25 protein-coding genes are annotated in these 25,097 nt (G+C 51.1%); 14 read left to right on the top strand and 11 right to left on the bottom strand.

Annotation, left to right across the window (positions count from 1 at the left end):
• The first annotated feature begins 126 nt into the window (after positions 1-126).
• Both OB13_RS04295 and recJ read left to right on the top strand, forming a co-directional pair.
• Positions 127-1,950 carry a tetratricopeptide repeat protein gene (locus OB13_RS04295; RefSeq protein WP_461488921.1) on the top strand — a complete coding sequence of 608 codons (1,824 nt, stop codon included), beginning with the start codon at positions 127-129 and terminating at the stop codon, positions 1,948-1,950.
• 231 nt (positions 1,951-2,181) lie between these two features.
• Positions 2,182-3,912, top strand: a complete 1,731-nt coding sequence (gene recJ, locus OB13_RS04290; RefSeq protein ID WP_461488914.1) for a single-stranded-DNA-specific exonuclease RecJ — start codon at positions 2,182-2,184, stop codon at positions 3,910-3,912.
• 71 nt (positions 3,913-3,983) lie between these two features.
• On the opposite strand, the gene OB13_RS04285 is transcribed toward recJ, so the two are convergent.
• The gene (locus OB13_RS04285) at positions 3,984-4,820 is read right to left on the bottom strand and encodes a glycoside hydrolase family 25 protein (RefSeq protein ID WP_461488913.1); all 837 of its coding nucleotides are present in this window, start codon (positions 4,818-4,820) and stop codon (positions 3,984-3,986) included.
• Between the two features lie 203 nt (positions 4,821-5,023).
• Between OB13_RS04285 and lptB the strand changes: the two genes are divergently transcribed.
• The 3 genes from lptB to OB13_RS04270 are packed head-to-tail and all read left to right on the top strand — an operon-like array spanning position 5,024 to position 7,723.
• Positions 5,024-5,755: an LPS export ABC transporter ATP-binding protein gene (gene lptB / locus OB13_RS04280; protein WP_461488912.1), complete on the top strand. Its 732-nt coding sequence runs from the start codon at positions 5,024-5,026 to the stop codon at positions 5,753-5,755.
• A gap of 39 nt (positions 5,756-5,794) precedes the next feature.
• Complete coding sequence (locus tag OB13_RS04275) at positions 5,795-6,175, top strand: four helix bundle protein (protein WP_461488911.1); 381 nt, start codon at positions 5,795-5,797, stop codon at positions 6,173-6,175.
• A gap of 18 nt (positions 6,176-6,193) precedes the next feature.
• Positions 6,194-7,723: a GH3 auxin-responsive promoter family protein gene (locus tag OB13_RS04270; protein WP_461488910.1), complete on the top strand. Its 1,530-nt coding sequence runs from the start codon at positions 6,194-6,196 to the stop codon at positions 7,721-7,723.
• A gap of 270 nt (positions 7,724-7,993) precedes the next feature.
• On the opposite strand, the gene OB13_RS04265 is transcribed toward OB13_RS04270, so the two are convergent.
• The 3 genes from OB13_RS04265 to gltX form a co-directional block, all read right to left on the bottom strand.
• Positions 7,994-8,761, bottom strand: a complete 768-nt coding sequence (locus tag OB13_RS04265) for a TIGR00266 family protein (protein WP_461488909.1) — start codon at positions 8,759-8,761, stop codon at positions 7,994-7,996.
• 43 nt (positions 8,762-8,804) lie between these two features.
• Positions 8,805-9,152, bottom strand: coding sequence for a hypothetical protein (locus tag OB13_RS04260; RefSeq protein WP_461488908.1), 348 nt, complete (start codon positions 9,150-9,152; stop codon positions 8,805-8,807).
• A gap of 137 nt (positions 9,153-9,289) precedes the next feature.
• Positions 9,290-10,831, bottom strand: a complete 1,542-nt coding sequence (gene gltX / locus OB13_RS04255) for a glutamate--tRNA ligase (RefSeq protein WP_461488907.1) — start codon at positions 10,829-10,831, stop codon at positions 9,290-9,292.
• A gap of 188 nt (positions 10,832-11,019) precedes the next feature.
• Between gltX and OB13_RS04250 the strand changes: the two genes are divergently transcribed.
• Positions 11,020-12,036 carry a YihY/virulence factor BrkB family protein gene (locus tag OB13_RS04250; protein WP_461488906.1) on the top strand — a complete coding sequence of 339 codons (1,017 nt, stop codon included), beginning with the start codon at positions 11,020-11,022 and terminating at the stop codon, positions 12,034-12,036.
• A gap of 113 nt (positions 12,037-12,149) precedes the next feature.
• Here the strand turns inward: OB13_RS04250 and OB13_RS04245 are convergent, their stop codons facing one another.
• A complete protein-coding gene (locus OB13_RS04245) occupies positions 12,150-12,536 on the bottom strand; it encodes a RidA family protein (RefSeq protein ID WP_461488905.1) in 387 nt (128 codons plus the stop codon).
• Positions 12,537-12,584: 48 nt separating this feature from the next.
• Between OB13_RS04245 and OB13_RS04240 the strand changes: the two genes are divergently transcribed.
• Complete coding sequence (locus tag OB13_RS04240) at positions 12,585-13,268, top strand: 3-hydroxyacyl-CoA dehydrogenase family protein (protein ID WP_461488904.1); 684 nt, start codon at positions 12,585-12,587, stop codon at positions 13,266-13,268.
• 73 nt (positions 13,269-13,341) lie between these two features.
• Here the strand turns inward: OB13_RS04240 and glmS are convergent, their stop codons facing one another.
• The 3 genes from glmS to OB13_RS04225 form a co-directional block, all read right to left on the bottom strand.
• The gene (gene glmS / locus OB13_RS04235) at positions 13,342-15,177 is read right to left on the bottom strand and encodes a glutamine--fructose-6-phosphate transaminase (isomerizing) (RefSeq protein WP_461488903.1); all 1,836 of its coding nucleotides are present in this window, start codon (positions 15,175-15,177) and stop codon (positions 13,342-13,344) included.
• Positions 15,178-15,263: 86 nt separating this feature from the next.
• A complete protein-coding gene (locus OB13_RS04230) occupies positions 15,264-16,634 on the bottom strand; it encodes a DUF4270 domain-containing protein (RefSeq protein ID WP_461488902.1) in 1,371 nt (456 codons plus the stop codon).
• The gene (locus OB13_RS04225) at positions 16,618-17,433 is read right to left on the bottom strand and encodes a glycogen/starch synthase (protein ID WP_461488901.1); all 816 of its coding nucleotides are present in this window, start codon (positions 17,431-17,433) and stop codon (positions 16,618-16,620) included. The genes OB13_RS04230 and OB13_RS04225 overlap by 17 nt, the downstream gene beginning before the upstream one ends.
• Before the next feature lie 136 nt (positions 17,434-17,569).
• On the opposite strand from OB13_RS04225, the gene panC reads away from it, so the two are divergent.
• From panC to OB13_RS04190, 7 genes are all read left to right on the top strand, one after another.
• Positions 17,570-18,424, top strand: a complete 855-nt coding sequence (gene panC, locus OB13_RS04220) for a pantoate--beta-alanine ligase (RefSeq protein WP_461488900.1) — start codon at positions 17,570-17,572, stop codon at positions 18,422-18,424.
• 110 nt (positions 18,425-18,534) lie between these two features.
• Positions 18,535-18,882 carry an aspartate 1-decarboxylase gene (panD, locus tag OB13_RS04215; RefSeq protein ID WP_461488899.1) on the top strand — a complete coding sequence of 116 codons (348 nt, stop codon included), beginning with the start codon at positions 18,535-18,537 and terminating at the stop codon, positions 18,880-18,882.
• A gap of 9 nt (positions 18,883-18,891) precedes the next feature.
• The gene (locus OB13_RS04210; RefSeq protein ID WP_461488898.1) at positions 18,892-19,935 is read left to right on the top strand and encodes a lysylphosphatidylglycerol synthase transmembrane domain-containing protein; all 1,044 of its coding nucleotides are present in this window, start codon (positions 18,892-18,894) and stop codon (positions 19,933-19,935) included.
• The gene (gene rfaE2, locus OB13_RS04205; RefSeq protein WP_461488897.1) at positions 19,919-20,407 is read left to right on the top strand and encodes a D-glycero-beta-D-manno-heptose 1-phosphate adenylyltransferase; all 489 of its coding nucleotides are present in this window, start codon (positions 19,919-19,921) and stop codon (positions 20,405-20,407) included. The genes OB13_RS04210 and rfaE2 overlap by 17 nt, the downstream gene beginning before the upstream one ends.
• Positions 20,408-20,423: 16 nt before the next feature.
• On the top strand, positions 20,424-21,104 hold the full coding sequence (locus OB13_RS04200; protein ID WP_461488896.1) for a zinc metallopeptidase: 681 nt from the start codon (positions 20,424-20,426) through the stop codon (positions 21,102-21,104).
• A gap of 216 nt (positions 21,105-21,320) precedes the next feature.
• The gene (locus OB13_RS04195; RefSeq protein WP_461488895.1) at positions 21,321-22,460 is read left to right on the top strand and encodes an acyl-CoA dehydrogenase; all 1,140 of its coding nucleotides are present in this window, start codon (positions 21,321-21,323) and stop codon (positions 22,458-22,460) included.
• A 159-nt stretch (positions 22,461-22,619) separates the two neighbouring features.
• A complete protein-coding gene (locus tag OB13_RS04190; RefSeq protein WP_461488894.1) occupies positions 22,620-23,543 on the top strand; it encodes an AraC family transcriptional regulator in 924 nt (307 codons plus the stop codon).
• Here OB13_RS04190 and OB13_RS04185 read toward each other — a convergent pair.
• The 3 genes from OB13_RS04185 to OB13_RS04175 all read right to left on the bottom strand — a co-directional run.
• A complete protein-coding gene (locus OB13_RS04185; RefSeq protein ID WP_461488893.1) occupies positions 23,526-24,293 on the bottom strand; it encodes a phosphoglycerol geranylgeranyltransferase in 768 nt (255 codons plus the stop codon). The two genes, OB13_RS04190 and OB13_RS04185, sit on opposite strands and share 18 nt — an antisense overlap.
• On the bottom strand, positions 24,283-24,861 hold the full coding sequence (locus OB13_RS04180) for a hypothetical protein (RefSeq protein WP_461488892.1): 579 nt from the start codon (positions 24,859-24,861) through the stop codon (positions 24,283-24,285). Before OB13_RS04180 ends, OB13_RS04185 begins: the two co-directional genes overlap by 11 nt.
• Positions 24,858-25,097 (bottom strand): phage holin family protein (locus OB13_RS04175; RefSeq protein ID WP_461488891.1); only part of this gene is annotated, 240 nt, incomplete at its 5' end. The genes OB13_RS04180 and OB13_RS04175, both read right to left, overlap by 4 nt.

The following is a 25,097-nucleotide window of genomic DNA, read 5'->3' as shown; positions in this document are numbered from 1 at the left end:
AAAACAGAAGGGCTGCCCGGCAATGGGTGGCCCTTTTGTTTTGTGGTGCATTGAATATAATTGGCTATCTTCATTTTCAGGCGAAGGACTAAAATCAAAAAGACTTTTATAACGTTGTAATAGGTGATGCATATACCTGCCAAAACACTCTGCAAACTCCTCCTGCTGCTGACGCTCCTGTTGTCCGCTCCGGCTGTAATGGCCCAGGGGCAGGAACTGGCGCTGGCGCGGGAGTACTTCAGCAAAGGCGAGTACGAAAAAGCAGAAGCCATCTACAGCAAACTCATCGACGACCAGCGCCTCTTCAATGCCGTCTACCCGGACTACCTCAAGACGCTGCTGGCACAGAACAACTTCAAAGACGCTGAAAAGCTGGTAAAAAAAACGATAAAGCGGCATCCCGGTCAGGTCAACTTCGTGATCGATTTGGGGATGGTATACCAGGCGGCGGGCGACAAGGCAGCAGCAGAAAAACATTTCGATAAACTCATTGCCCAGTTAACGGCAGATGAGGTGATCGTGGCTGCCAGTGCCTTCATACAAAACGAACTCTACGACTACGCCGAAAAGGCCTATCTGCGTGGCCGGGAGGTGAGCAAAAATCCATTTGAGCACAACCGGTCTCTGATTGCCCTTTATACCTACCGGCAGAAGCACGAAAACCTGATAGGAGAGGCGCTGAATCTGCTGCAGGAGAACGAGCAGGAGCTGATCTACGTGCAGAACATGCTGCAGAACAGCCTGCAGGACGAGAAGGCGCAGGATGCCCTGGAAAAGGAGCTCATCATGCGGGTACAACAGTATCCGGATGTGCTGGCCTACAACGAGCTGCTGATCTGGCTCTACATCCAGCGCCGCGACTTCTACAATGCCCTGCTGCAGGCACGCTCTGTCGATAAACGTACGCGCAGTGGCGGTACACGCGTGATGGAACTGGGAGCCATCAGCGCGAAGAACAAGGATTACGAAGGCGCGATAGAGGCCTTTGAGTACATCATCAAAGAATATCCCGGAGGGCCTTATTACCTGGTGGCGCGGCAGCGCCTGATCAATGCCCGCGAAGAGCAGGTAGAAAACACATTTCCTGTTGACCTGGACAAGATACGGACCCTGATCGCGGACTACGAAGCCTTGCTGTCGGAGGTGGGCCGGAACGTGCAGACGGTGGAAGTGCTGCAGCACATGGCCAACCTGTACGCTTTTCACCTGGATGACAAGGACAAAGCAATCAAACTGCTGCAGGAGGCGATCAGTATACCCCGCGCCAATCCTGATTTTGTGGCGGAGAGCAAACTCACCCTGGGTGATATCTACCTGCTCAAGGGAGAACCCTGGGAGTCTACGCTGCTTTACTCGCAGGTAGAGAAGTCTCACAAAGAAACCACAATAGGACATGAAGCCAAGCTTCGCAATGCGCGCCTCAGCTACTACAAAGGCGACTTTGAACTGGCCCAGGCCCACCTCGACATCCTCAAGCTGGCTACCAGCCGCGAGATCGCCAACGATGCCATGGATCTCAGCCTGCTCATCACCGACAATACCGGGCTGGATACTTCCACAACGGCCATGGAAGAGTATGCAGCCATTGAGTTGTTGATCTTCCAGAACAAACTGCAGGAAGCCGAAGCCCGGCTGGACAAGATGTTACAGCAGCATCCGGGGCATAGCCTGACCGATGAGATCTACTTCCGGAAAGCGACCATTTATGAGCGGGAGGGAGCCTTTGACAAGGCCGTTGCCAGCCTGGAGAAGGTCGTGAGTGCACCGACCGATATTCTGAGCGATGATGCCCTCTACAAGATGGCCTACATTTACGAAGAGAACCTGAAAGATACAGCGAAAGCCCAGCAGCTCTACAACGATTTCCTGGTCAAGCACAAAGGCAGCATCTATGTCGCCGAGGCACGCAAGCGTTTCCGGAAACTGCGGGGCGACGCGCCGGCGAATTAGACTAGCTCTAAGAGAAGAAAAGGAAGAGTATCAGCAGGAAGATGAGAAAGAAACCATACATGATCAAATCCAGGGAGTAATTCCCATATTTTTCCAAAAGCTCTCTGAATCGTTTCATGCTTATTCATGTTGTGCGGGTACAAAAGTACGGAATTCTGCAGGATTCACCTACCGCTTTGGCCTCAGGGGTCAGAAGTCGTGCTTAAATTAGCTACCTTTGCAGATAGTATTATGGAGCAGCAGCATATGGAGAAAAGATGGGTATACAACCAGGAGGCATCGCCGGAAGTAGTAGATAATTTAGCTGAATCGCTGAAAATAAGCCCTACACTGGCCAATATCCTATGCCAGCGCTCTATTTGCACCTACGAAGAAGCCAAGGCCTTTTTCCGCCCCAGCCTCCTCGACCTGCACGACCCCTTCCTGATGAAGGACATGGACCTTGCCGTCAACCGCCTGACAGAAGCCCTGCACCGCAACGAGAAGATCCTGGTCTACGGCGACTACGACGTAGACGGCACTACGTCCGTAGCCCTCATGTACAGTTTTTTGCAGCAGTACACGCAGGCAGATCAAATCGAATATTACATCCCGGACAGGTATAAAGAAGGCTATGGCGTCTCAACACCAGGGATAGATTATGCCAAGGCGCACAACTTCTCGCTCATCATCAGCCTCGACTGCGGCATTAAGTCCGCTGACAAAGTCGCCTATGCATCTTCACTAGGTATAGATTTCATTATTTGCGATCACCACTTGCCGGACGAGGATGTGCCCCAAGCGGTAGCTGTGCTTGATCCCAAGCAGGTGGACTGCCTGTATCCTTACAAAGAGCTGTCTGGTTGCGGCGTTGGCTTCAAACTGGTACAGGCCTTCTGCCTGCAGCAAGGTATACCACAGGAAGAGGCTTACAAGCTGCTGGACCTACTGGTTGTAAGCATCGCCGCTGACATTGTCCCCATCACCGGTGAGAACCGCATACTGGCTCACTTTGGCCTGAAGCTGATCAACGGACCCGAGGCGACACGCCCTGGCCTGGCTGCTTTGCAGGACCTGGCAGGTATCACCACCGAGATGGACATTACGAGCATTGTGTTTGGCTTTGCGCCCCGCATCAACGCGGCCGGGCGTATGGGCGATGCCAAGCGCTCGGTGAGCATGCTACTGGCCCAGACCAAGGAAGAAGCCTTCCGGATGGCCGACATCATCAACGAATCCAACAAAGAGCGCCGCGATAAAGACTCCAACATCACCAAGGAGGCATTGCAGATGATTGCCGAGGACGATTTCCTGAAAAATGCCAGCTCTACTGTGCTTTACAAAGAGAACTGGCACAAAGGCGTGATCGGCATTGTCGCTTCACGCTGCATCGAGAAGTACTACCGGCCTACCATCATCCTGACGCAGTCTAACGGGAAAGCTTCCGGCTCTGCCCGCTCGGTACATGGCTTCAATGTGCACAATGCCATTGAGAGCTGCTCGGATCTGCTGGATCAGTTTGGGGGGCACATGTATGCGGCCGGCCTGACCCTGCCGGTGGAGAATGTCCCTGCTTTCCGGCAGCGTTTTGAGGAGATCGTAGCCAGCACCATTACGGCTGATCAGAAGATCCCCCAGATCGAAATAGATGCCAAGATCAAGCTCAACCAGATCTCCCGCAACTTTTATAACATCATCCGGCAGATGGAGCCTTTCGGGCCGGGCAACATGCGGCCCTCCTTTGTGTCGGAGTGTGTGTATGATACCGGAAGTGTGCGTGTGGTAGGAGATACCCACCTGAAGCTTCGCCTGACGCAGGACGGCTATTATGACATTGATGCCATCGGTTTCGGGTTGGGAGATTACTACATGCCCATCACCAAAGGCATTCCGTTTGATGTCTGCTATACCATAGAAGAGAACGTATACCGGGGTAATATCACACTGCAGCTGCGCATCAAAGACATCCGGATGATCAAGTAACGACACCGTATACATGCAAAAAGGCCCTGTGATCGCAGGGCCTTTTTGCATGTATGCGGTGTTATGAGAGATTACCTGGCGACTTCCAGTTGCTCTAACTCGGCCAGAATAAGCTGCTCGGAGTAGGGCGTCAGTTTAGGAGGAACACAGAGCATATTGAGCGTATTCCAGTCGCCTGCAAAAAAGTTGAGGTCGATGGGCGCCTTGACGCCCGGCAGTCTGCCGGTGTCGGTGTACTGCCAGAACACCCACTTGTCTTCGTGGTGAATTTCCGGCTCAGCCGTATTGTAGCGGGCGATCCAGAAATGATAGTCCTGGAAGTGGCCCTGCAGCCAGCGGCGGTAATAGTTTTGATTAGTATAGATGATCGGTTTTACACCGTAATGCTGTGTAACCGCTTCCAGCCAGATGTGCATATTGCGGCGCAACTCTTCTCCCGAAGTATGTTTTTCAATCACCTCTACATCTAGTACAGGGGGCATATCGCCGGGTTCAAGCTGAACGGTATTGATAAAAAGATCGATCTGGCCTTGTACCGGTGCGGCAGGTATAAAAAAATGATAGGCGCCGCGCTTGATGCCCACACGCTTCGTCTCCTCCCAGTTGCGGCCAAAGTAGGGGTCCAGCCGGTAATCGTCCTGCGTAGCTTTTACAAATGCGAAAGTGACATCTGCTCCCTTTACCTGATCCCAGTCCACCTCTTTCTGCCACTTCGACACATCCACTCCTTTCAGGCTGGAGGACGTGATCAAAGTGGTTTTGGTGGCAGCGCTTTTACTGCTGGCTGAAGTTGGATCATTATTTGCACTTTCGGACTTCTCGGTGGACATGCCGGCAAGCCATACGAACAGAAAAATACTGGAATAAGCCAGTTTCTGAACGGCCAGGTAAAGTAAAGGAAACATCATGTAAAGGCTAAAAGATTGGAACTCCAAACTAAATAGAAGATGCCAGATAAACAATGTTTTACCGAAAATATAATTTTAACTGAATTGAAGATTTTGAATATTGCCCTGCTGCGGTATTTCAGAAAATACGCAACCAGATAACTTTGCAGCAAGGACTTATACCCTGATTGCAGGATGGGTCTTTAATGCTTAACTTTAAGCCGATGATATTAAGAGCAGAACATCTATTTAAGAAATACAAGTCGCGCATGGTCGTAAACGACGTGAGCGTGGAGGTGAACCAGGGCGAGATCGTGGGATTGCTGGGGCCGAACGGTGCCGGAAAGACCACGTCCTTCTATATGATCGTGGGGCTGGTGAAGCCCAACAGTGGCAGGATATTCCTGGACGAAGAGGACATAACGGACCTGCCCATGTACCAGCGGGCAAAGCGCGGGGTGGGGTACCTGGCCCAGGAAGCGTCGGTGTTCAGGCAACTGACGGTGGAGGAAAATATCCTAGCTCCCCTGGAAATGACCAACCGACCCAAGAAGGAGCAACTGGAGAAAGTGGAGCAGCTGCTGGAGGAGTTTTCGCTGACGCATGTGCGCAAGAACAAAGGCATTGTGCTGTCAGGGGGGGAGCGCCGCCGGACGGAGATCGCCCGCGCCCTGGCCGTTGACCCCAAATTTGTGCTGCTCGATGAGCCTTTTGCCGGGGTAGACCCCATCGCCGTGGAGGAGATTCAGAGCATCGTCGCCAAGCTCAAGAGCAAGAACATCGGCATCCTGATCACCGACCACAACGTAAACGAAACGCTTTCCATTACCGACCGGGCCTACCTGCTGTTCGAGGGTAAGATCCTGAAGTCAGGCACCGCCGAAGAACTGGCCGCCGACGAACAAGTCCGCCGCGTATACCTGGGCAAGCACTTTGAGCTGAAGAGGAAGATTTAGGTTAAATTGTTAAATGGTTATATTGTTGTTTAAGTTAAGATGGAAGAGAAAAAGTATCTTAAATTAAACGACCTTGAAGCTTATAGAATAAGCTTTTCCCTGAGTAATAAAGTTTGGGAAATAGTATTGAATTGGAACAATCTTGCTCAGCATACAGTAGGGCAACAGTATATTACGGCTACAGATAGTATATCAGCAAATCTTGCTGAAGGGTTTGGCCGGTATGGCAAAAAAGATAAAATCAAGTTTTATCGGTATGCACAAGGGTCGATGTATGAAGCGTTTGATTGGAATGAGAAGGCTAGAATGCGAAAGTTGATCACAGAAGACCAATACCAGTATGTACTTGGCGAATTGAAAAAGCTTCCTAAAGCAATCAATAGCCTCATCAAGTACACGAACAACAATTTAACCATTTAACAATTAAGCCATCCAGCATTGGAAATATTCAATTCAATCGTGACGTGGGTGATGAAGAAGCGGATCCACCAGATAGATCTGTTTCGGAAGTATCCCCATGATGTGCAGGAGGAGCTGTTTCAGAACCTGATCAGCACGGCCAAGGGGACCGAGTTCGGGAAGAAATATGGCTATAGTGATATCCGGTCGGTAGAACAGTTTCAGGAGCGGGTGCCTGTTTCTGCTTACGAAGACCTATACCCCTACATTGAACGCGTGATGAAGGGCGAGCAGAACATTCTCTGGCCAAGCAAGATTGAGTGGTTTGCCAAATCATCGGGTACCACCAATGCCCGCAGCAAATTTATACCGGTTAGTCCAGAGTCGCTGGAAGGCTGCCACTACAAAGGCGGTAAGGACATGCTCTCCATCTACGTGAACAATTACCCGGAAACGAAGCTTTTTTCCGGCAAGGGCCTCTCGATCGGGGGAAGCCACCACCCCAATGAATTCAATTCCAAGACCTCCTGCGGCGACGTGTCGGCTGTGATCATGCAGAACCTGCCGATCTGGGCAGAAGCCATGCGCACACCTCCGCTCAAGGTCGCCCTGATGGATAAGTGGGAGGAGAAGATCGAGAAGATGGTGGAACTGACGGTACAGGAAAACGTCACCAGCATGTCGGGTGTACCTACCTGGACCTACGTGCTCCTGAAGCGCATACTGGAAGTAACCGGCAAAAAAGACATTACAGAGGTATGGCCTAACCTGGAGCTCTTCACGCACGGTGCGGTGGCTTTCGGCCCTTACCGGCAGCTTTTCAAGGAGATCATCCCGTCCGATAAAATGAATTACCTGGAGGTATACAATGCCTCGGAGGGTTTCTTTGGCATACAGGACCAGCGCGATACCCAGGACGAAATGTTGCTTATGCTGGACTATGGTGTCTACTATGAGTTCATCCCAATGGACCAACTCGAGGAGGAGTACCCGAAGGTGCTGAAACTCGACCAGGTAGAGGTGGGGAAAAACTATGCGATTCTGATTTCGACCAATGCCGGTTTGTGGCGCTACAAGATCGGTGATACGGTACGTTTTACCAGCATCGGCCCTTATCGTATCAAAATATCGGGGCGTACCAAACACTTTATGAATGCGTTTGGCGAAGAGGTGATCGTGGAGAATGCAGAGGTAGCCATCATCAAAGCCTGTGAGGCGACAGGAGCCATCATCTCTAACTTTACAGCTGCCCCGGTGTATATGGAAAGCGGCAAGCGTGGCGGTCATGAGTGGCTGATCGAGTTTGAGCAGGAACCCGACAACCTGCTGCAGTTCACGCAGGTGCTGGATAACACGCTGCGGGAGATCAACTCGGACTACGATGCCAAGAGGCAGAATGACATTGCCCTGCAGGAACCCATCGTGTATGCTGCCCCAAAGGGTACTTTTATGAGCTGGCTCAGCCACAAAGGCAAACTGGGAGGTCAGCACAAAGTCCCCCGTCTCAGCAACACCCGCGAATACCTGGAGGAGATCCTGCAGGTGAGCGGGATAGGAGTGAAGAGTTAAATCAATTTGCCATTTCGAGTGCAACGAGAAATCTGGGTTATTGTGTAGTCCCGTACAATATTCCAGATTTCTCACTTTGTTCGAAATGACAACAAAAATGCCCCGCAGGTATAAGCTGCCGGGCTTTTTTGTTACAGAGCTATACCTCAGGTATAGCTTTTAGCTATAGGACGGTGTTGCGCACTTGGTAAATAGAAAGATAGAGCAGCTATACCTGTTCAGCTTACACCATTAATCATTCCGCATTCTCAATTCCTCCTGAGCAAATCCTTATTCTAAAAAGCTGCTTAACATGCCGCCTTCTTTGTTCGCGTTCTGGCCGCGTGGCATGAGTGCTTCGATCAGCTTTTTCACCGGCATGGATTGCAGCCATACCTTGCCCGAACCGCGCAGCGTCGCCAGAAACAACCCCTCACCACCAAAAACCATTGACTTCAGGCCACCTGCCTGCTGTACGCTAAAATCTATACCATCTTCGAAGGCGACGACACAGCCGGTGTCTACACGGAGTGTTTCATTGTTGAGCTGCTTTTCTACGATCGTGCCTCCCGCATGCAGGAAAGCCATGCCATCACCCGTGAGTCGCTGCAGGATAAAGCCTTCACCGCCGAATAGGCCGGAGCCGAGTTTCTGGTTGAAATGCATGGCCAGCTTCGTGCCTAAGGCCGCAGCCAGGAACGCATCTTTCTGCGCAATGAGTGTGTTGCCGCGGAGTTGCTGCAGGTCGAGGGGCAAAATGGTGCCCGGGTAAGGCGCAGAGAAAGCCACACGACTCTTGCTATGTCCACGGTGTGTGAAGTGCGTCATGAACAGCGATTCGCCTGTGATGAGGCGGCTGCCGGCAGATACGAGTTTGCCAAAAAAGCCCTGGCTGGGATTGGAGCCATCCCCCATTTTGGCTTCGAAGGTAATGCCCTCCTCCATGTATACCATCGCGCCAGCTTCGGCTATGACAGTTTCATTGGGGTCAAGCTCAATTTCCAGCACCTGGATATCGTTGCCAAAGATCTTGTAATCTATTTCGTGTGCATTTCTCATAGTTCTGAAGGTTTGGTTTAGACTACGAATATAATTAATTTATCTAGTCGTCTTCCTCATCCTCCGCCTTTTTCCGGGCGCGGGGCAAGTCTTTGTCGTCTTCCTCATCCGATACCGAGCTGGTACCCCGTACAAAGTCCTCGTCCGTTTCTTCTACTTCTTCGCCCTCTTCCACATGATACTCTTCTTCCTCCTTTTTGGCCTTTTCCGCTGCATCCCGCTTCACCAGCTTCTTGTCCTCCACGTTCTTGTTCAGAAACTCGTTTATCTGGTCTATGGAATAGTTTGATTTGATCTCGCCTTGTTGGTTGACCTTTATTTCGAAGCCTTCCAGGTCTTTGTGTACCCGGGTCTTTTTCTTGCTTTTGTTCTCTTTCTTATTCTTAGCCATAGTTGATGGTCTTGGTTATCCTTTCTGAATTATAAGGCGAAACAGATAAATAGTTACAGCAAGGGACAGATGCAGGAGGTATAAACGAGAAAAGGCCAACCTGTAAGGGTCAGCCTTTTCCTTATTTATTCAATTCATTAAGCTTCCGTGTACTGGTTCAGCTTGCTGATGGCAGCGTCTATCCGGCTCTCCGTTTCTTCACGGCCAATGACTTCAATGATGTGCATCAGGTCAGGGCCGGCTTCGGCACCGGTCACAGCCAGGCGAAGCGCCTGCAGTACCTGTCCGATCTTCATGCCGTGGCGCTCCAGTATGTTGACCAGCAGGTCTTTTACCGCATCTGCGTTGAAGCTCTCCAGCGTTGTCAGTTCGTTTCTGAAATCGCTGAAAACCGCCACGGTCTGGCTATTCCATTTCTTGGCAGCTACTTTCTCGTTGTACTCGGTAGGAGCCACGAAGAAGTAAGCCGCTTCGCGCCAGAATTCCTGCGGGAAGCTTACGCGCTCCTTCATCAGGCCGGCGATCTTTTCTGCTTTCTCAGGCGAACAGGCAATGTTGTGCTCTTCCAGCGCCTTGAGCAGGAAACCTGCCAGCTCGGCATCGGGTTTGGCACGCAGGTATTGTTCGTTGAACCAACGGGCTTTCTGTATGTCGAAGCGCGTGCCGGACTTGCCGATACGCTCGATCGTAAACTCTTCAATCAGCTCCTCCATCGAGAAGATCTCCTGCTGCGTACCCGGGTTCCAACCCAGGAAGGCCAGGAAGTTCACAAAGGCTTCGGGCAAATAGCCCGCCTCGCGGTAGCCGGAGGATACTTCGCTTGTGAACGGATCGACCCAGCGCAGCGGGAATACCGGGAAGCCCAGCTTATCGCCGTCGCGCTTGCTCAGCTTGCCATTGCCATCGGGCTTGAGGAGCAGGGGCAGGTGAGCGAACTGGGGCATGGTGTTCTCCCAGCCCAGGTAGCGGTATAGCAGCACGTGCAGCGGCGCCGATGGCAACCACTCTTCCCCCCGGATCACGTGCGTGATCTCCATCAGGTGGTCGTCTACAATATTGGCCAGGTGGTAGGTCGGCATACCATCCGATTTCATCAGCACTTTATCATCTATGGCAGAAGAATGCACCATGACCCAGCCACGGATGAGGTCTTTGAGACGCACTTCCTCTTTGCGGGGTACCTTGAGACGAATCACGTAAGGCTCTCCGCTTTCCAGGCGGCGCTTTACTTCATCCTCCGGCAGGGTAAGCGAGTTCTTCATGGTAGCGCGCGTAATCGCGTTGTACTGCGGCGTGGCTACTTTGGCTGCCTTCAGGCGTTCGCGCATTTCATCCAGCTCCTCGGCCGTATCAAAGGCATAGTAGGCATGGCCGCTCTCGATGAGTTGCATGGCATACTGCATGTACATGGGCTTGCGCTCCGACTGGCGGTAAGGGGCATAGGGGCCGCCGTGCCACGGGCTCTCGTCCAGCTCAATGCCGCACCACTCCAGCGACTCACGGATGTAATCTTCGGCACCCGGTACAAAACGGTTCTGGTCTGTATCCTCGATGCGCAGGATCATCTTGCCACCCGTTTTGCGGGCCAGCAAAAAATTGTAAAGGGCCGTGCGAACACCGCCGATATGGAGAGGCCCTGTCGGGCTTGGGGCAAAGCGTACTCTAACTTCTCTTTCCATGTATGGTTATTTCAAAAAGGCATTGCTGATTATGCCACAAAGGTACAAAATAAATTTTCGTTTCGGTACCTTGTCAGCAGATGTAGCCTTATACGCGGATTGGCTAAGCTTCCATCGCCCGATAGGTGCCCGTATACACATAACCCGTAATTCCCGTATCAGTTTATGTATATGCTAAGCCCTCTTATATGTTCCTGAAGCCGCTTCACAAAATCTGGTGTCTGCTCAAGGAGACATGGCTGGAATTTTTAGACAACAACTCTTTTCAGAAAGGAGCGGCACTGGCCTATTATACCATTTTTGCCCTGCCTCCCATTCTGATCATTATCATCAACGCAACGGGCTACTTCTTTGGGGAGAAGGCGGTATCGGGCGAGATCTACTACCAGATCAAGGAACTGATCGGCTCAGAGGGCGCCTTTGCCGTGCAGCGCATGGTGGAGAACATCAGCCAGATCACGGGGTTGAACTTTGCTACTATTTTAGGTATAGCGACCTTGTTTGTGGCCGCTACGGGCGTGTTTGTGTCGCTGCAGGATTCGCTCAACGAGGTATGGTACGTGCGGCCGGCGCCCAGACACGGCTACCTGAAGCTGCTGCTGGACCGTTTCCTTTCTTTCGGGATGATTCTGGCCATTGCTGTTCTGGTCATCGTCTCGCTGCTGGCCAATACCATTCTGGTCGCTGTGGGAGACTTTCTTTCAGCCCGTTTTTCGGGTTGGGTGGTCTATGTCCTCTATGTAGCCAACCTGTTGTCCGGCTTCGTCATCATGGCCTTTATGTTTGCCTGCATCTACCGGTTTTTGCCCGATGCCAAGATCAGGTGGCGCGATGTATCGGTCGGAGCGCTGGTTACGGCTGCTTTATTTATCATAGGCAGGGAGATCATCGGCTTATACCTCGGGACAAGCGATATCGGCTCGATCTATGGTGCGGCCGGCTCCGTGATCGTGATTCTGCTGTGGGTGTTCTATACCTCCCAGATCATCTTTTTCGGGGCCGTTTTTACGTTCGTTTACTCCCGCAAGTATGGCTTCAATATTTATCCGGCAGAGTATGCGGTCAGGTTTGTGCGGCAGGAGATAGAGGTGGGGCACACCGCCGTGAACGCAGAGCCGGGCAAGTTTACCAAAGACATCTACGGAGAAGAGGAAGCCAAAGAGGCGGAGCCGGAGGAGAACCTGTCGGCCGGGGAGAATATCTGAGGAGCTATACCTGCAGGGGACTAACCGGATCGGCAAATTGTCCACCCGCATGCCAGGAAGATTCTGGATGCTTCCTGGTATGCGGATGGACACAAGAACCCAAGCGGAGGGTATTATACCCCTAACGCCGCAATACAGGAAATCTCCACGTTCACATCTTTTGGCAGGCGGCTTACCTCTACTGTCTCGCGGGCAGGCGGGTTGGCGGTGAAATAGCTGCCGTATACCTCGTTTATTTTACCGAAGTTGCTGAGGTCTTTCACGAAGATGGAGCACTTGAGCACATTGTCGAAGCCCATACCTGCTTCTTGCAGTATAGCAAACAGGTTCTTCATAACCTGGTGTGTTTCCTCCTCGATTGTGCCACTCACCAGCTCGCCACTTTGTGGGTCCAGTGGGATTTGTCCTGAAACATACATGGTGCCGTTGTGAAGCGTCGCCTGGCTATAGGGCCCTATAGCGGCTGGTGCATTGGACGAGTTGATGATGCTATGTGTCATAGTCTGATTAGTTTTAATGTGTATCTTTACCATCAAAAGTACAGAATTATGCACATACTTGTTTTGTCGGATGTTGAAATGGCTGCCGAGTTCAGGCAGAAGTTTCCGCAAGGGAGCAATGGCAACACGTATACTTTTCTGCAGAGCCACAACCTGACGGATGACCAGGTGCGGCCTTCCGATATCGTGTTTGATTTTATGCTGCACCAAGAGCCCGAGCGCCTGAGCTATTATGCTCCGGAGCAGGTGGTCTTTTGCCACGCGGTCACCAGGCAACTAGCAGCGCTGGTGCGGGAATCAGGGCAGACAAACGGTTGCACCCTGTTTGGCTTCAATGGCTTGCCTACCTTGTTTGACCGTCCTTTGCTGGAAGTGAGCCTGCTGCATCAGGGCGAAGAAGAAAAATTGCAAAGCATCTGTACCAAACTGGGCACAGAATACCAGCTGGTAGACGACCGGGTAGGTATGGTAACCCCGCGTATCCTGTGCATGATCATCAACGAAGCCTGCTATACCTTACAGGAAGGCACAGCCTCCATCGCCGACATTGACCTTGGGATGAAACTGGGCACCAATTATCCGAAAGGCCCTTTTGAATGGGCCAACGCGATAGGTATAGTAAACGTGTACAACGTGCTGGAGGCGGTATACGAAGATACCAAAGAAGAGCGCTACAAGATCTGCCCGTTGCTGCGGACAAAGTATCTGAAGAGAGAAACGTTTCAGGTATAGCGCTATACCTTGTAAAATAAAAAGGGGAAGCCAATCAGCTTCCCCTTTTTATTTCTATACCTGTCAAAGGCACTTATTCCACGGTCACTGACTTGGCCAGGTTTCGTGGCTGGTCTACGTTGCAGCCACGCATCACAGCAATGTGGTACGACAACAGCTGCAGCGGGATGACCGACAACAGCGGCATCAGGTGCTCGCTGGTCTCCGGAATCTCGATCACGTAGTCGGCCATGGCCGGGATCGTGGTGTCGCCTGCGGTTACAATGGCAATAATTCTGCCTTTGCGCGCTTTCACCTCCTGTATGTTCGACACGATTTTCTCGTATGAGCTGTCTTTGGTAGCGATGACCACCACCGGCATCTGCGCATCGATCAGGGCAATAGGGCCGTGCTTCATTTCAGCAGCCGGGTAGCCTTCTGCGTGTATGTAAGAGATCTCCTTCAGCTTCAGTGCGCCTTCCAGGGCCACCGGGAAGTTATAGCCGCGGCCCAGGTATAGGAAGTTTGTGGCGTCCTTGAACGTAGCCGAGATCTCCTGGATCTGCGGATCCAGTTTCAACGCCTCTTCTACTTTGGTAGGGATGCTTTCCAGTTCCACCATCAGCTGGTGCAGCTTCGTGGTTTCCAGGGTGCCACGCTTGCTGCCGATGATCATGGCGATGAGCGAAAGCACCGTCACCTGCGCGGTGAAGGCTTTGGTACTGGCAACCCCGATCTCAGGACCCGCGTGCGTATAAGCGCCCGCGTCCGTGGCTCGGGCAATGGAAGAACCCACCACGTTGCAGATACCGAAAATGGTAGCGCCTTTGGACTTGGCCAGTTCGATAGCCGCCAGTGTGTCGGCAGTTTCACCGGATTGGGAGATGGCAATAACAATATCTCTTTCGCTGATGATCGGATTACGGTAACGGAATTCAGAGGCGTACTCCACTTCAACAGGTATGCGGGCCAGGTCCTCGAGCAGATACTCGGCTACCAGGCCGGCATGCCAGGAAGTACCGCAGGCCACGATGATGATCCGGTCCGCATTCACGAATTTGTTTTCAAACTCACGTATACCGCCCATCATCAGGTGGTCGCTTTCTGCGATCATGCGGCCGCGCATGCTGTCCAGGATAGAGCGTGGCTGCTCAAATATCTCTTTCAGCATGAAGTGTTCGTAGCCCCCTTTCTCGATTGACTCCAGGGCCATTTCGAGGCGGTGCACGTAAGGTGTCTGCACCACGTCTTCTTTGGTACGGATCTCCAGCTGGCCGTCCCGGATCACCACCAGCTCGTAGTCGTTGACATAGACTACTTCGTTCGTGTATTCGATGATAGGCGTCGCGTCTGAGGCCAGAAAATATTCGCCTTCGCCGATACCAACTACCAGCGGGCTGCCTTTACGGGCGGCGATCAGCTGGTTCTGATCATCTTTCGACAAAACAACGATGGCATAGGCGCCCACTACTTCATGCAAGGCCAGGCGAACTGCTTCTGCCAGGGTGCACTTGCTGTTCACCTGTATATCCTCGATCAGGTTGATGAATACTTCTGAGTCTGTTTCAGACTGGAAAGTATGGCCTTTTTCCTGTAGAAGTGTTTTAAGGGCTGCGTAGTTTTCGATGATCCCATTATGGATGATCGCAATGTTTCTGGAGCTGGAATAATGCGGGTGAGCATTCACATCGTTTGGCTCGCCATGGGTTGCCCAACGGGTATGACCCATGCCGATGTGGCCATGTACATCTTTGTCTGCGATGAAGGCTTCAAGGTCGCTTACCTTGCCCTTCCTTTTGTATACGCTTAAATCTCCGTTCATCAGTGCTACGCCTGCGCTGTCATAGCCTCTGTACTCAAGTCGTTTCAAGCCTTTCAAAATAATAGGGCAAGCATCTCTATGCCCTACGTATGCTACAATTCCACACATAAATTTAAGGTTACATTATAAAAAATAAAGGTACCCGCAAAGGTACCTTTTTCTTGAGAATGTATAAAATTTCTAATATGAAATTTCTAATTAAGTTTTGAGTAATAGAGCAGTAGCTTAACGGGTTTGGCACCACTGTTTGTAATAATAGCGCGGTAAGGGTTCACCTGCGGGCTGATCGTAAACAGCTGTTGATTTTGTGTAACTACCGCTGCACCCAGCAACAGCCCGTTGTTGGATTTTTCGCCCAGCATGATGGCCTGCAGGTAAGAGGTAACGTTGAGGCTGTACTGGCCTCTGGTTTTGTCATATACAAGAGAGGCCGGCCGGCCGGTTGCATTAGCCGAAGCACCGTCCTGCTGTACAGCGCGCTGCGTTCCAGTGGCATCTCTCAGGATGCGGTTTGTGCTATTGGCCTCATACAGTACCATCTGAGGCGGGACAGGCAGGTTGTTGTCTGTCGAAGCGCTCTTCACAGGCAGGAGTAGCTCTGCACGGTTAATGATCACCTCGCCATGCAGGGCCTTCAGGGCTTCCAGTCCGGGGAACGTTAGCTTTGTGAGCAACTGTGTACCGGCCTGCACATACGAGTCGCCTCCTGTACTGGAGGATGGGATGAAGCTGCCATTGGCCTGGAGGCCTTCCAGGGCTGTACCCGTGCGATCAGTCGTTAGCTGGCTGAAGTATCCGCCTGAGCCGAGAATAAAGGCATGCGTCTTCTTGGTACCGTCTCCCGCTGTATAATGCAGGGTTAGGGCAGAGCTGGTTGAATTCAGGTTAAAGCCGACGAGGCTGCCGTTGGTGTCTTCTGCTACTAGAAGCGCCAGGCCTTTGAAGAAATTAACAAAGCTGCTCTGGTTGCTGAACGTAGACTGCCCGGATTGGGCTACAAACTGGCTGGCCAGTTCAGGACTCAGTTTAACCCGCAACAGTTTCGTTCGTTTGGTTTTCGTGCCATTCACATCCACCACCTCGATCATGGGCTTAAAAGCGGCGGTGCCAACGGGAGCTGGCTCGTAGCTAAGCTGCGAATTGGTAAAGTAAGAAGCCTTTTCATCGAAAGCTCCGGTCAGACGGTGCACCTGCACCTGCATCGCGGCCAGCGTATCCGCATACTTAAAGCCGTAGTCCAGTGTCAGCACCAGCGAGTCGGCCTTGGCATTGTTGCCAAAGGTGACATTGGTGCCACCCAGCCCTACTTCCGTAAACGCAGTGGCACGGGTACGACCAAGTACAGGATCGGCATACTGGCCCACCACGGCCGAAGCCATCCGGTAGGACAAAATAGAGTCCCCCTGGAATACGGTTCCGGTCTGGATTGTGAGGGTGTCCGTAAATTCGGTGCCAATCAGGTTCTCGTCCTGAAGGTCGAGGCCAATGTCTTTGGGGTCTTCGCAGGCTGCAAGGGCGGCAATTGAAAAGAAGAAAAGGAAGAATCTTCTAACGGCTGAGTTCATTATATAAGTTGAAGTATGAATCACACAGGTTGTCGTCGGCACTGATGGTATTGATAGATTTGTTGGTTCCTACAAACTCGTTGAACAGCTCGTTGATGTTTTCGCTGAAGTTCTCATTTGTCTTGATCACAGAATCCGCATACTCCATACCAATCTTGATAAAGCTGTCCAGGTCAGAAGACTGCAGATGCGTCAGCATGCTGTCATCAATATCAAGCATTTTTACTTTCTCCAGCAAGTCGCTGTCAAATTTGTGTTTGTACTCGTGGTTGTAAACCGTAAAGATAGACTTTGCATCTTTAAAGATAGGGTCTTTCTTATAGGTTGTTTTCATGTACATGGGGATGAGTCCCGTCATCCAGTCATTGCAATGCACGATATCCGGCTGCCAGCCAAGTTTTTTTACGGTCTCCAGTACACCCTTGCAGAAAAAGATAGCCCGTTCGTCGTTGTCCTGGTGAAAGTTATTGTTTTTGTCAACGAAAACGGACTTTCGGTGAAAATAGTCTTCGTTGTCGATAAAATATACCTGCAGCTTGGCGTTCGGAATAGAGGCGACCTTGATTACCAGTGGTTTCTCGTCATCGCCTACAGCTATGTTGATGCCGGAAAGGCGGACAACTTCATGCAAACGGTTCTTGCGCTCGTTTATTATGCCAAACTTTGGAACAAAGATCCTGATCTCCATACCCCGCTCTTGCATTCCCTGTGGCAAGGTATTAAGAAATTCTGCTACTTTAGTGGTTTGTAAGAAAGGAAGGATCTCAGTGGCGGCGTATAGGATTCGCAATTTAGACATGGGTATGAGGTTAAAAAATTATAAGCAAGAGTAATGGGACGTGCAAAATTAGCATTTTTTATTCTAATTTTCAATTTAATCTTCTATAACCTACTTTTGTCGGCTTTTAAGAATTGCACAATTAAGACCTACTAACATGGAAGTTATAGAGCAAGTTGCCTCTCTCCGGGCGATCGTTCACGCCCTGCGCTGCAGTGGCAAGCGCATCGGCTTTGTGCCCACGATGGGCGCCCTGCACGAGGGACACCTGCAGCTGCTGCGCACATCGGCCCGCGAGAATGATGTCACGATCTGCAGTATTTTCGTGAACCCAACGCAATTCAACAACGCCTCCGATTATCGGTTATACCCCCGTACACTGGAGCAGGACACCAGTCTGCTGCAAACGATAGGCTGCGACTACGTGTTTGCTCCGACGGCAGAGGAGGTATATCCAAAACAGACGCTGCTGACGTTTAGTTTCGGAGCGCTGGAAACGGTAATGGAAGGCGCTCAACGGCCGGGGCATTTCAATGGCGTAGCTATTGTTGTGGCCAAGCTCTTTAACATCGTGCAGCCTCACAAAGCCTACTTCGGGCAGAAGGACCTACAGCAGGTAGCCGTGGTCCGGCAACTGGTGCAGACACTGAGCTTTGACCTGGAGGTGGTGTGTATGCCGACAGTGCGCGAAGAAAGCGGCCTGGCCATGTCGTCGCGCAACAAGCGGCTCAACGACGTGCAGCGCGGGCTGGCCACGCAGCTCTACAAAGTCCTGCAACTCGCCAGGCGGGACCTGAAGCAAAAGCCGGTCCCGACGATCAAGCATGAAGTGGCCCACTATCTGCAGCAGGTAGAGGAGCTGGAGCTGGAGTACTTCGAGGTTGCCGATCCGCTGACGCTGCAGCCGGTGGCGGATGTGAGCAGCAGCGAGGAAGTGGCCCTTTGTATTGCGGCCTTTGTAGGCGGGGTGCGGCTGATCGACAACATACTGGTGAATCTAAAAGAAGTATAAGTTGTTTAAGCTTGTAATAACGGTGCTGGCTGTATCGGTTTCTGTGTAGAACGATGGTAGCTAATCTGCAGCTTATTACATAACTTTGCGGCTTATTACAAAAATAAACCATGTATATTGAGGTTTTAAAATCCAAAATCCACCGCTGCCGGGTAACACAGGCCGAGCTACATTATGTAGGAAGCATCACCATTGACGAAGACCTGATGGATGCGGCTAATGTGCTGGAGAACGAGAAGGTGCAGATCGTTAACATCAACAACGGAGAGCGTTTCGAAACTTATGTGATCAAGGGCGAACGCGGTACCGGTACGGTCTGCCTCAACGGCCCTGCCGCCCGCAAAGTGCAGGTAGGCGATATTGTGATCGTTATCTCGTATTGCTCGATCAAGTTCGAAGACGCCAAGAACCACAAACCAACGCTTGTATTCCCGGATCAACATAACCGCCTGGTGTAACGCCACTGCATGAGAAAACTGCTCTCTATTCTGAAGTATAGTCTGCTTCTGGGCTTGTCCGCATTTCTGATGTGGTATGCACTGAAAGAACTCGACTTCGAAAAATTGTGGGCAGAGCTGCACAACATCAGCTATGGCTGGCTGGTTGTGTCGCTGCTGATGGGCGTGGCGGCTTACCTGAGCCGGGCCTACCGGTGGTATATGCAGATCCGGCCTACCGGCTATACCCCTTCCTTCAAAAATACTTACAATGCCATGATGGTGGGCTACCTGGCCAACCTGGTGCTACCGCGTATGGGCGAGGTGGTGCGCTGCAGCATGTTGCGCCGCACCGACGGTATACCTGTCAACAAGGCTTTCGGTACGGTCATCGCCGAGCGCATCATCGACATGGTGATGTTGCTCGTTTTTCTGGGGCTTGCCTTCCTGCTGGAGTTCGGCCGGCTGCGCGAGTTTTTGTTCGGCCTTTTCTCCGACAAATACCAGAGCCTGGAGCAGAGTTTTGGCTCGATCTACCTGCTCGGCATTATCGTCATGGCGGTGGCTGCTGTGTTTCTGATACTCGGCCTGCTATACCTGAACAAACTGCGGGAGAATACTTATTTCAGAAAGGCAGTGGTCTTTGTGAAAGGTATGCTGCAAGGGATATTCAGTATCTCCAAGGTCGAAAACCAGGGCGCCTTCTGGGGACATACCGTCTTTGTATGGGTCATGTACTATGGCATGAGCCTGGTTGTGTTTTATGCCATACCGGCTACAGCGGGCCTCTCGCCGGTGGCGGGGTTGTCGGTGCTGGTGATTGGCAGCCTGGGTATGGCGGCACCGGTGCAGGGGGGCGTAGGCGTATACCACCTGGCAGTGCAGACCACCCTTCTATTATATGGTGTGCCCAAAGAAGCAGGTATGGCTTACGCGCTGGTCGCCCATACCTCGCAAACACTTTTGGTGGTTTTGATGGGAGTGCTTAGTTTTATGGCAAGCATGTTGCAGCGCACAGGTGCTGCAGAACAGGTGGCAGAAGCTAACACACACGTTCATGAGATCAGAAGATAAGATATTTACCCTTTCCCAACTGCAGCAGCAGCTGCAAACCTGGCGCAGCCAGGGACAAAAGATAGTTTTCACCAACGGTTGCTTCGATCTGTTGCACCTGGGCCACGTGGACTACCTCGAAAAATCACGACAACTTGGCGATAAACTGGTGCTCGGTCTGAATACAGATGCGTCAATAAGTCGCATCAAAGGCCCGAGTCGCCCGCTTCAGGACGAAAAGTCGCGTGCGCGCGTTATGGCATCTTTATTGTTTGTAGATGCCGTAGTATTGTTTGATGAGGATACGCCGCTGGAACTCATCCGGGCAGTGCAGCCGGATATACTGGTGAAAGGCGATGATTATACCATCGAAAATATTGTGGGGCAGGATGTCGTTACACAACGGGGAGGCGAAGTAAAAACCGTGCCGCTTGTAAAAGGCTACTCCACCACCAACATTGTTAAAAAGATAGAGAATCAACACAATTCATAAACGATAGATTAAGACTATGCTTGGAATATATTTTATTGGTATCCTCTTCATGGGGATAAGTATGTGGGTGAGCTGGCGCTTAAAAAGCAAGTTCAAGAAATACTCTGAAGTTCCGTTGCAGTCGGGTCATACAGGCCGTGAGATCGCCGAGATGATGCTGGCCGACAACGGTATATATGATGTAAAAGTGATCTCGGTAGCAGGAAGGCTGACGGACCATTACAACCCGGCCGATAAAACCGTGAACCTGAGTGAATATGTATACGAAGCACGCAGTGCGGCTGCGGCTGCCGTTGCGGCACACGAATGCGGCCACGCCGTGCAGCACGCCAAGGCATATGGTTTCCTTAAGTTCCGTTCGGCCATGGTACCGGCGTTGAGTATTGCCTCGCGCTATATGCAGTGGATCATCCTGATCGGTATCCTTATGCTGCAGACAACGCCGCTTCCTTTAACCATCGGGGTGGCACTGTTTGGCCTGACGACCATCTTCAGCTTTGTAACACTGCCTGTAGAGTTTGATGCCAGCAAGCGTGCGCTGGCCTGGATCAGCACCAACAACATCGTAACGCCACAGGAGCTGACCATGTCCAAAGACGCTTTGAAATGGGCGGCCCTCACGTACGTGGTAGCGGCGCTGGGTTCTTTGGCTACACTCTTGTACTATGTCTCACTGCTGATGGGCCGTCGTGAGTAAGGTCAAATTGAATCAAATCTGCCTATAAGTATAGCGCCACCTGTTCTGTAAGAGCGGGTGGCGCTATTTTTATGTAGCAAAACCGTATAAATTAGTAAAGATACCAGATGCGCTTGTTGCCTAACAAATATTAGTTAGGTAGGTTATATTATACTGCCGGATTTCATATTTTTGTACTTTAATATCATTTAATCACATTCTTTTAGATATAGAAGCATGAATTTTCAACTAACAGAAGAACACTTGGCAGTACAGGCTGCCGCCCGAGAGTTTGCACAGACCGAGCTGCTGCCAGGCGTGATAGAGCGCGATGAGCACCAGAAGTTCCCGGCAGAGCAGATCAAGAAGATGGGAGAGTTGGGGTTTTTGGGGATGATGGTGGATCCGAAGTACAACGGGGGCGGCATGGATACCATTTCGTATGTACTGGCCATGGAAGAGATCTCTAAAATAGATGCTTCCGCTTCTGTAGTAATGTCAGTGAACAACTCGCTCGTGTGCTGGGGGCTGGAGAAGTATGGCAACGAGGAGCAAAAGCAGAAATACCTCACACGCCTGGCAACAGGCGAGATCATCGGGGCCTTCTGCCTTTCGGAGCCGGAAGCGGGTTCTGACGCTACCTCGCAACGCACCACGGCCGAAGACAAAGGAGATTACTACCTGCTGAACGGCACCAAGAACTGGATCACAAACGGTAGCTCGGCATCCGTATACCTGGTGATCGCGCAGACGGACCCTGAGAAAAAGCACCGGGGCATCAACGCTTTCATCGTGGAGCGTGGCATGGAAGGCTTCGAAATAGGACCAAAAGAGAATAAATTAGGAATACGCGGTTCTGATACGCACTCTTTAATGTTTACTGACGTAAAAGTACCTAAGGAAAACCGCATAGGTGAAGATGGCTTCGGCTTTAAGTTTGCCATGTCTACCCTGGCCGGCGGCCGTATCGGTATCGCGTCTCAGGCGCTGGGTATCGCTTCCGGTGCTTACGAGCTGGCAGTGAAGTATTCCAAAGAGCGCAAAGCATTTGGTGTGGAGATCTCAAAGCACCAGGCTATACAGTTTAAACTGGCTGATATGGCAACGAATATAGAGGCTGCACGTCTCCTGTGCCTTCAGGCCGCCTATGATAAAGACACACACCAGGACTATGGTATGTCAGGTGCTATGGCGAAACTTTTTGCCTCCAAAGTAGCCATGGATACCACGGTAGAAGCAGTGCAAGTACACGGTGGATATGGATTCGTCAAAGAGTACCATGTAGAGCGTTTGATGCGTGATGCCAAAATTACACAAATTTATGAAGGCACTTCTGAGATTCAGAAAATAGTAATTTCAAGAGAATTGTTAAAGTAATTTGGCACTTAAAAGCCTGATCCTATGTTGTTTAGGTTGAAGATATGGTTTTTCGAATTAAAATTAAATATTTAAAATATTTTGAATTTTATGAAGATTAACCTTAGCTTTAGGCCAAAATTAAAGGGTTTATAGTATAAAAGTTAGTCGGTAACACACATGGAAGATTACAATAAGATTATTGAGTCGCTTGGGGTGCGGTTCATTAAAGCTAAAAATCTGGTGTTGCAACAACCATTTTCGGTTCGCAACTACTACGATGTAGGCAACAACCTGATCCTGCTACATAAGGGTACAATTTTCTTTGGTGAAGAAGAGCACATGGTAGAAGAAGGGGAACTGTTGTTCGTTCCGGGAGGCCGTAGCACGAAAGTGACATACGGATCCGGCGAAGGCAGAACCATTTCGAACGATGACCTGATCACCAACAGAGAGAAGTTCTTTAAGAGCAATAATGACCTCGACCTTATTGGTGATGCAGAAGAGAGCCACAGCTACGTTAGCTTCGAAGCTAAGGTGTTTGACTCTGTTAACTTCTTCGCATCGCTTGACCTCCCGGCCTTCCTGATCTCAGGCAACAACAAGTTGGCGAACCTGGTGATCAAGGTAGTGGAAGAAAGCATGCAGGATCTGCCAGGCAAAGAGCGCCTGATCAACATCTACACCGAGAACATTGTGGTAGAGATCGTGCGTCATATCCTGCGCAACAAAATGTTTGTGGAGCAGCTGGCAACCAACAGCACCTACTTCAAAGATCCACGCCTCATTGACCTGTTCAACTACATCAAGGAGAACCTGGGTGGCGATCTTTCCAACAAGGTGCTTTCGAACGTAGCCAACGTGTCGGAGGATTATGTAGGCCAGTATTTCAAAATGCTGACCGGCATCAACCCACAGGACTATATCGAATACCAGCGCATGGAGCGTGCCGTATTCCTGCTACGAACTACGAAGAAGAGCATCCGCGAAATTGGCAAGGATGTAGGCTACAAAGACACTGCTTACTTCTGCCGTCGCTTCAAGATGATGTTTGGTATACCTGCCGGTAAGATGCGTCGCCGTGAATCAGCGATGAACATTTAAGGCAACGTTATAAGACGCAATTAAGTGAGAAACCTCGGCCAGAAAGCCGGGGTTTTTTTCTATGTGGTTGCCGATCACGATCACGTCAGCGCCGGCTTCCAGGGCGGCTGTGGCTTTATCCGCCGTATTGATGCCACCCCCAACGATCAACGGTATATCGACTGCTTCGCGGACAGCTGCGATCATGGCAGCGCTGACCGGATGCATGGCTCCGCTGCCACCGTCGAGGTAAATGTAGCGCAGGCCCAACAGCTCGCCGGCCATGGCCGTGCAGGCGGCAATAGGAGGCTTGTCGTAAGGTATAGGAGTAGTGCCGCTCATATAAGAGGCTGTGGTCTGGCGGCCCGTATCTACGAGCATGTAGCCGGTAGGGTATACCTGCAGCTGGCTCGCTTTCAGGATGGGGGCTGAGAGAATGTGCTGGCCAATGAGGAAGTCCGGGTTGCGGCCCGAGATAAGCGAAAGGAGCAGAATGCCATCTGCCTGCTTGTCGATGTGCAGGCTGTTGCTCGGGAAGAGTATAACCGGGATGCTGCTGTTTTCTTTGATGATCCGGATAATGGATGCCTGGTTATCAGTGGTAATCAGGCTGCCTCCTACAAAGAAGAAGTCGACCTGGTTTACATCACTCAGCGCCAGCAGATGCAGGCAGGAAGCCTCGTTCAGGTTATCTGGGTCTAGCAGTACTGCAAAGTACTTCCTGCCTGGTTCATGCTGTTGCTGCGTGTGGCAAAGGTTGTTAAACGGCATCCTCTCTTGGAATGGTATACTCAATGGTTTCTATTTCAGTCACCTCGATGGGTGTAGCTGCAATATCGTTATTTTTAGAAACACTGTTTAAGTATTCGTCCACCTTTTTGGTCAGGTATACCAGCAGCAGCGTAGTGAGTTGCTGCGAGGCCATTTTGACCATATCTGATTTCAGGAAGCTTTTGGCTATACCTTGAGACGGTTGCGGTGCAGGGCGGGTATGCGGCATGCGCTCTGAGGCCAGTGTGTAGGCATCTTCCTGCTCATATACAATAGAATCATACCCCGCCAGGTCTGCGTCTGAGGGTTGGATGGCGTGGTGGCTGACGTGCAGTGAAGCGTCCTGCTTCTTTACTTTTTTACTTTTTTTTTTACCTCCGCCAAACAGGCTGCGGAGCAGGAGACCGGCTATCAGCACGCCGCCGGCAATCGCTACTTTTTTGCCTATCTGCTGGCCCTGTGACTTGATCTGGTCCACATCGCCCATCAAGGCTTTTTTGTACTCCTCCTTCTGGCGCTCCAGCAGGTCCCGTTCGTTGTCAAACAAGGGATTCTTGATCTCACTCATAGTGCTTTATCTCGTTTGTCTGTCTTGTAAATTGTATTGTCAAAAGTTTTGTCGGCTACATTCTCAAACACTTTTTTGTCTAGGCCTATAAAGAGGACCACCAGGACAGCTACATAGAACAGCGCGATGATGCCGAATCCCCAGAAGGAGCTGTCCAGCAGGTGGTTGAGCAGCAGGCCCAAAAATATGCTCACAAATAATACGCTCATCAGGCCAAAGAAACCTAAGAGTACCGC

Source organism: Pontibacter sp. HJ8 (assembly GCF_054824225.1).
The sequence above is the reverse complement of the archived record's forward strand: the minus strand, read 5'-3'. Positions and strand labels throughout refer to the sequence as shown.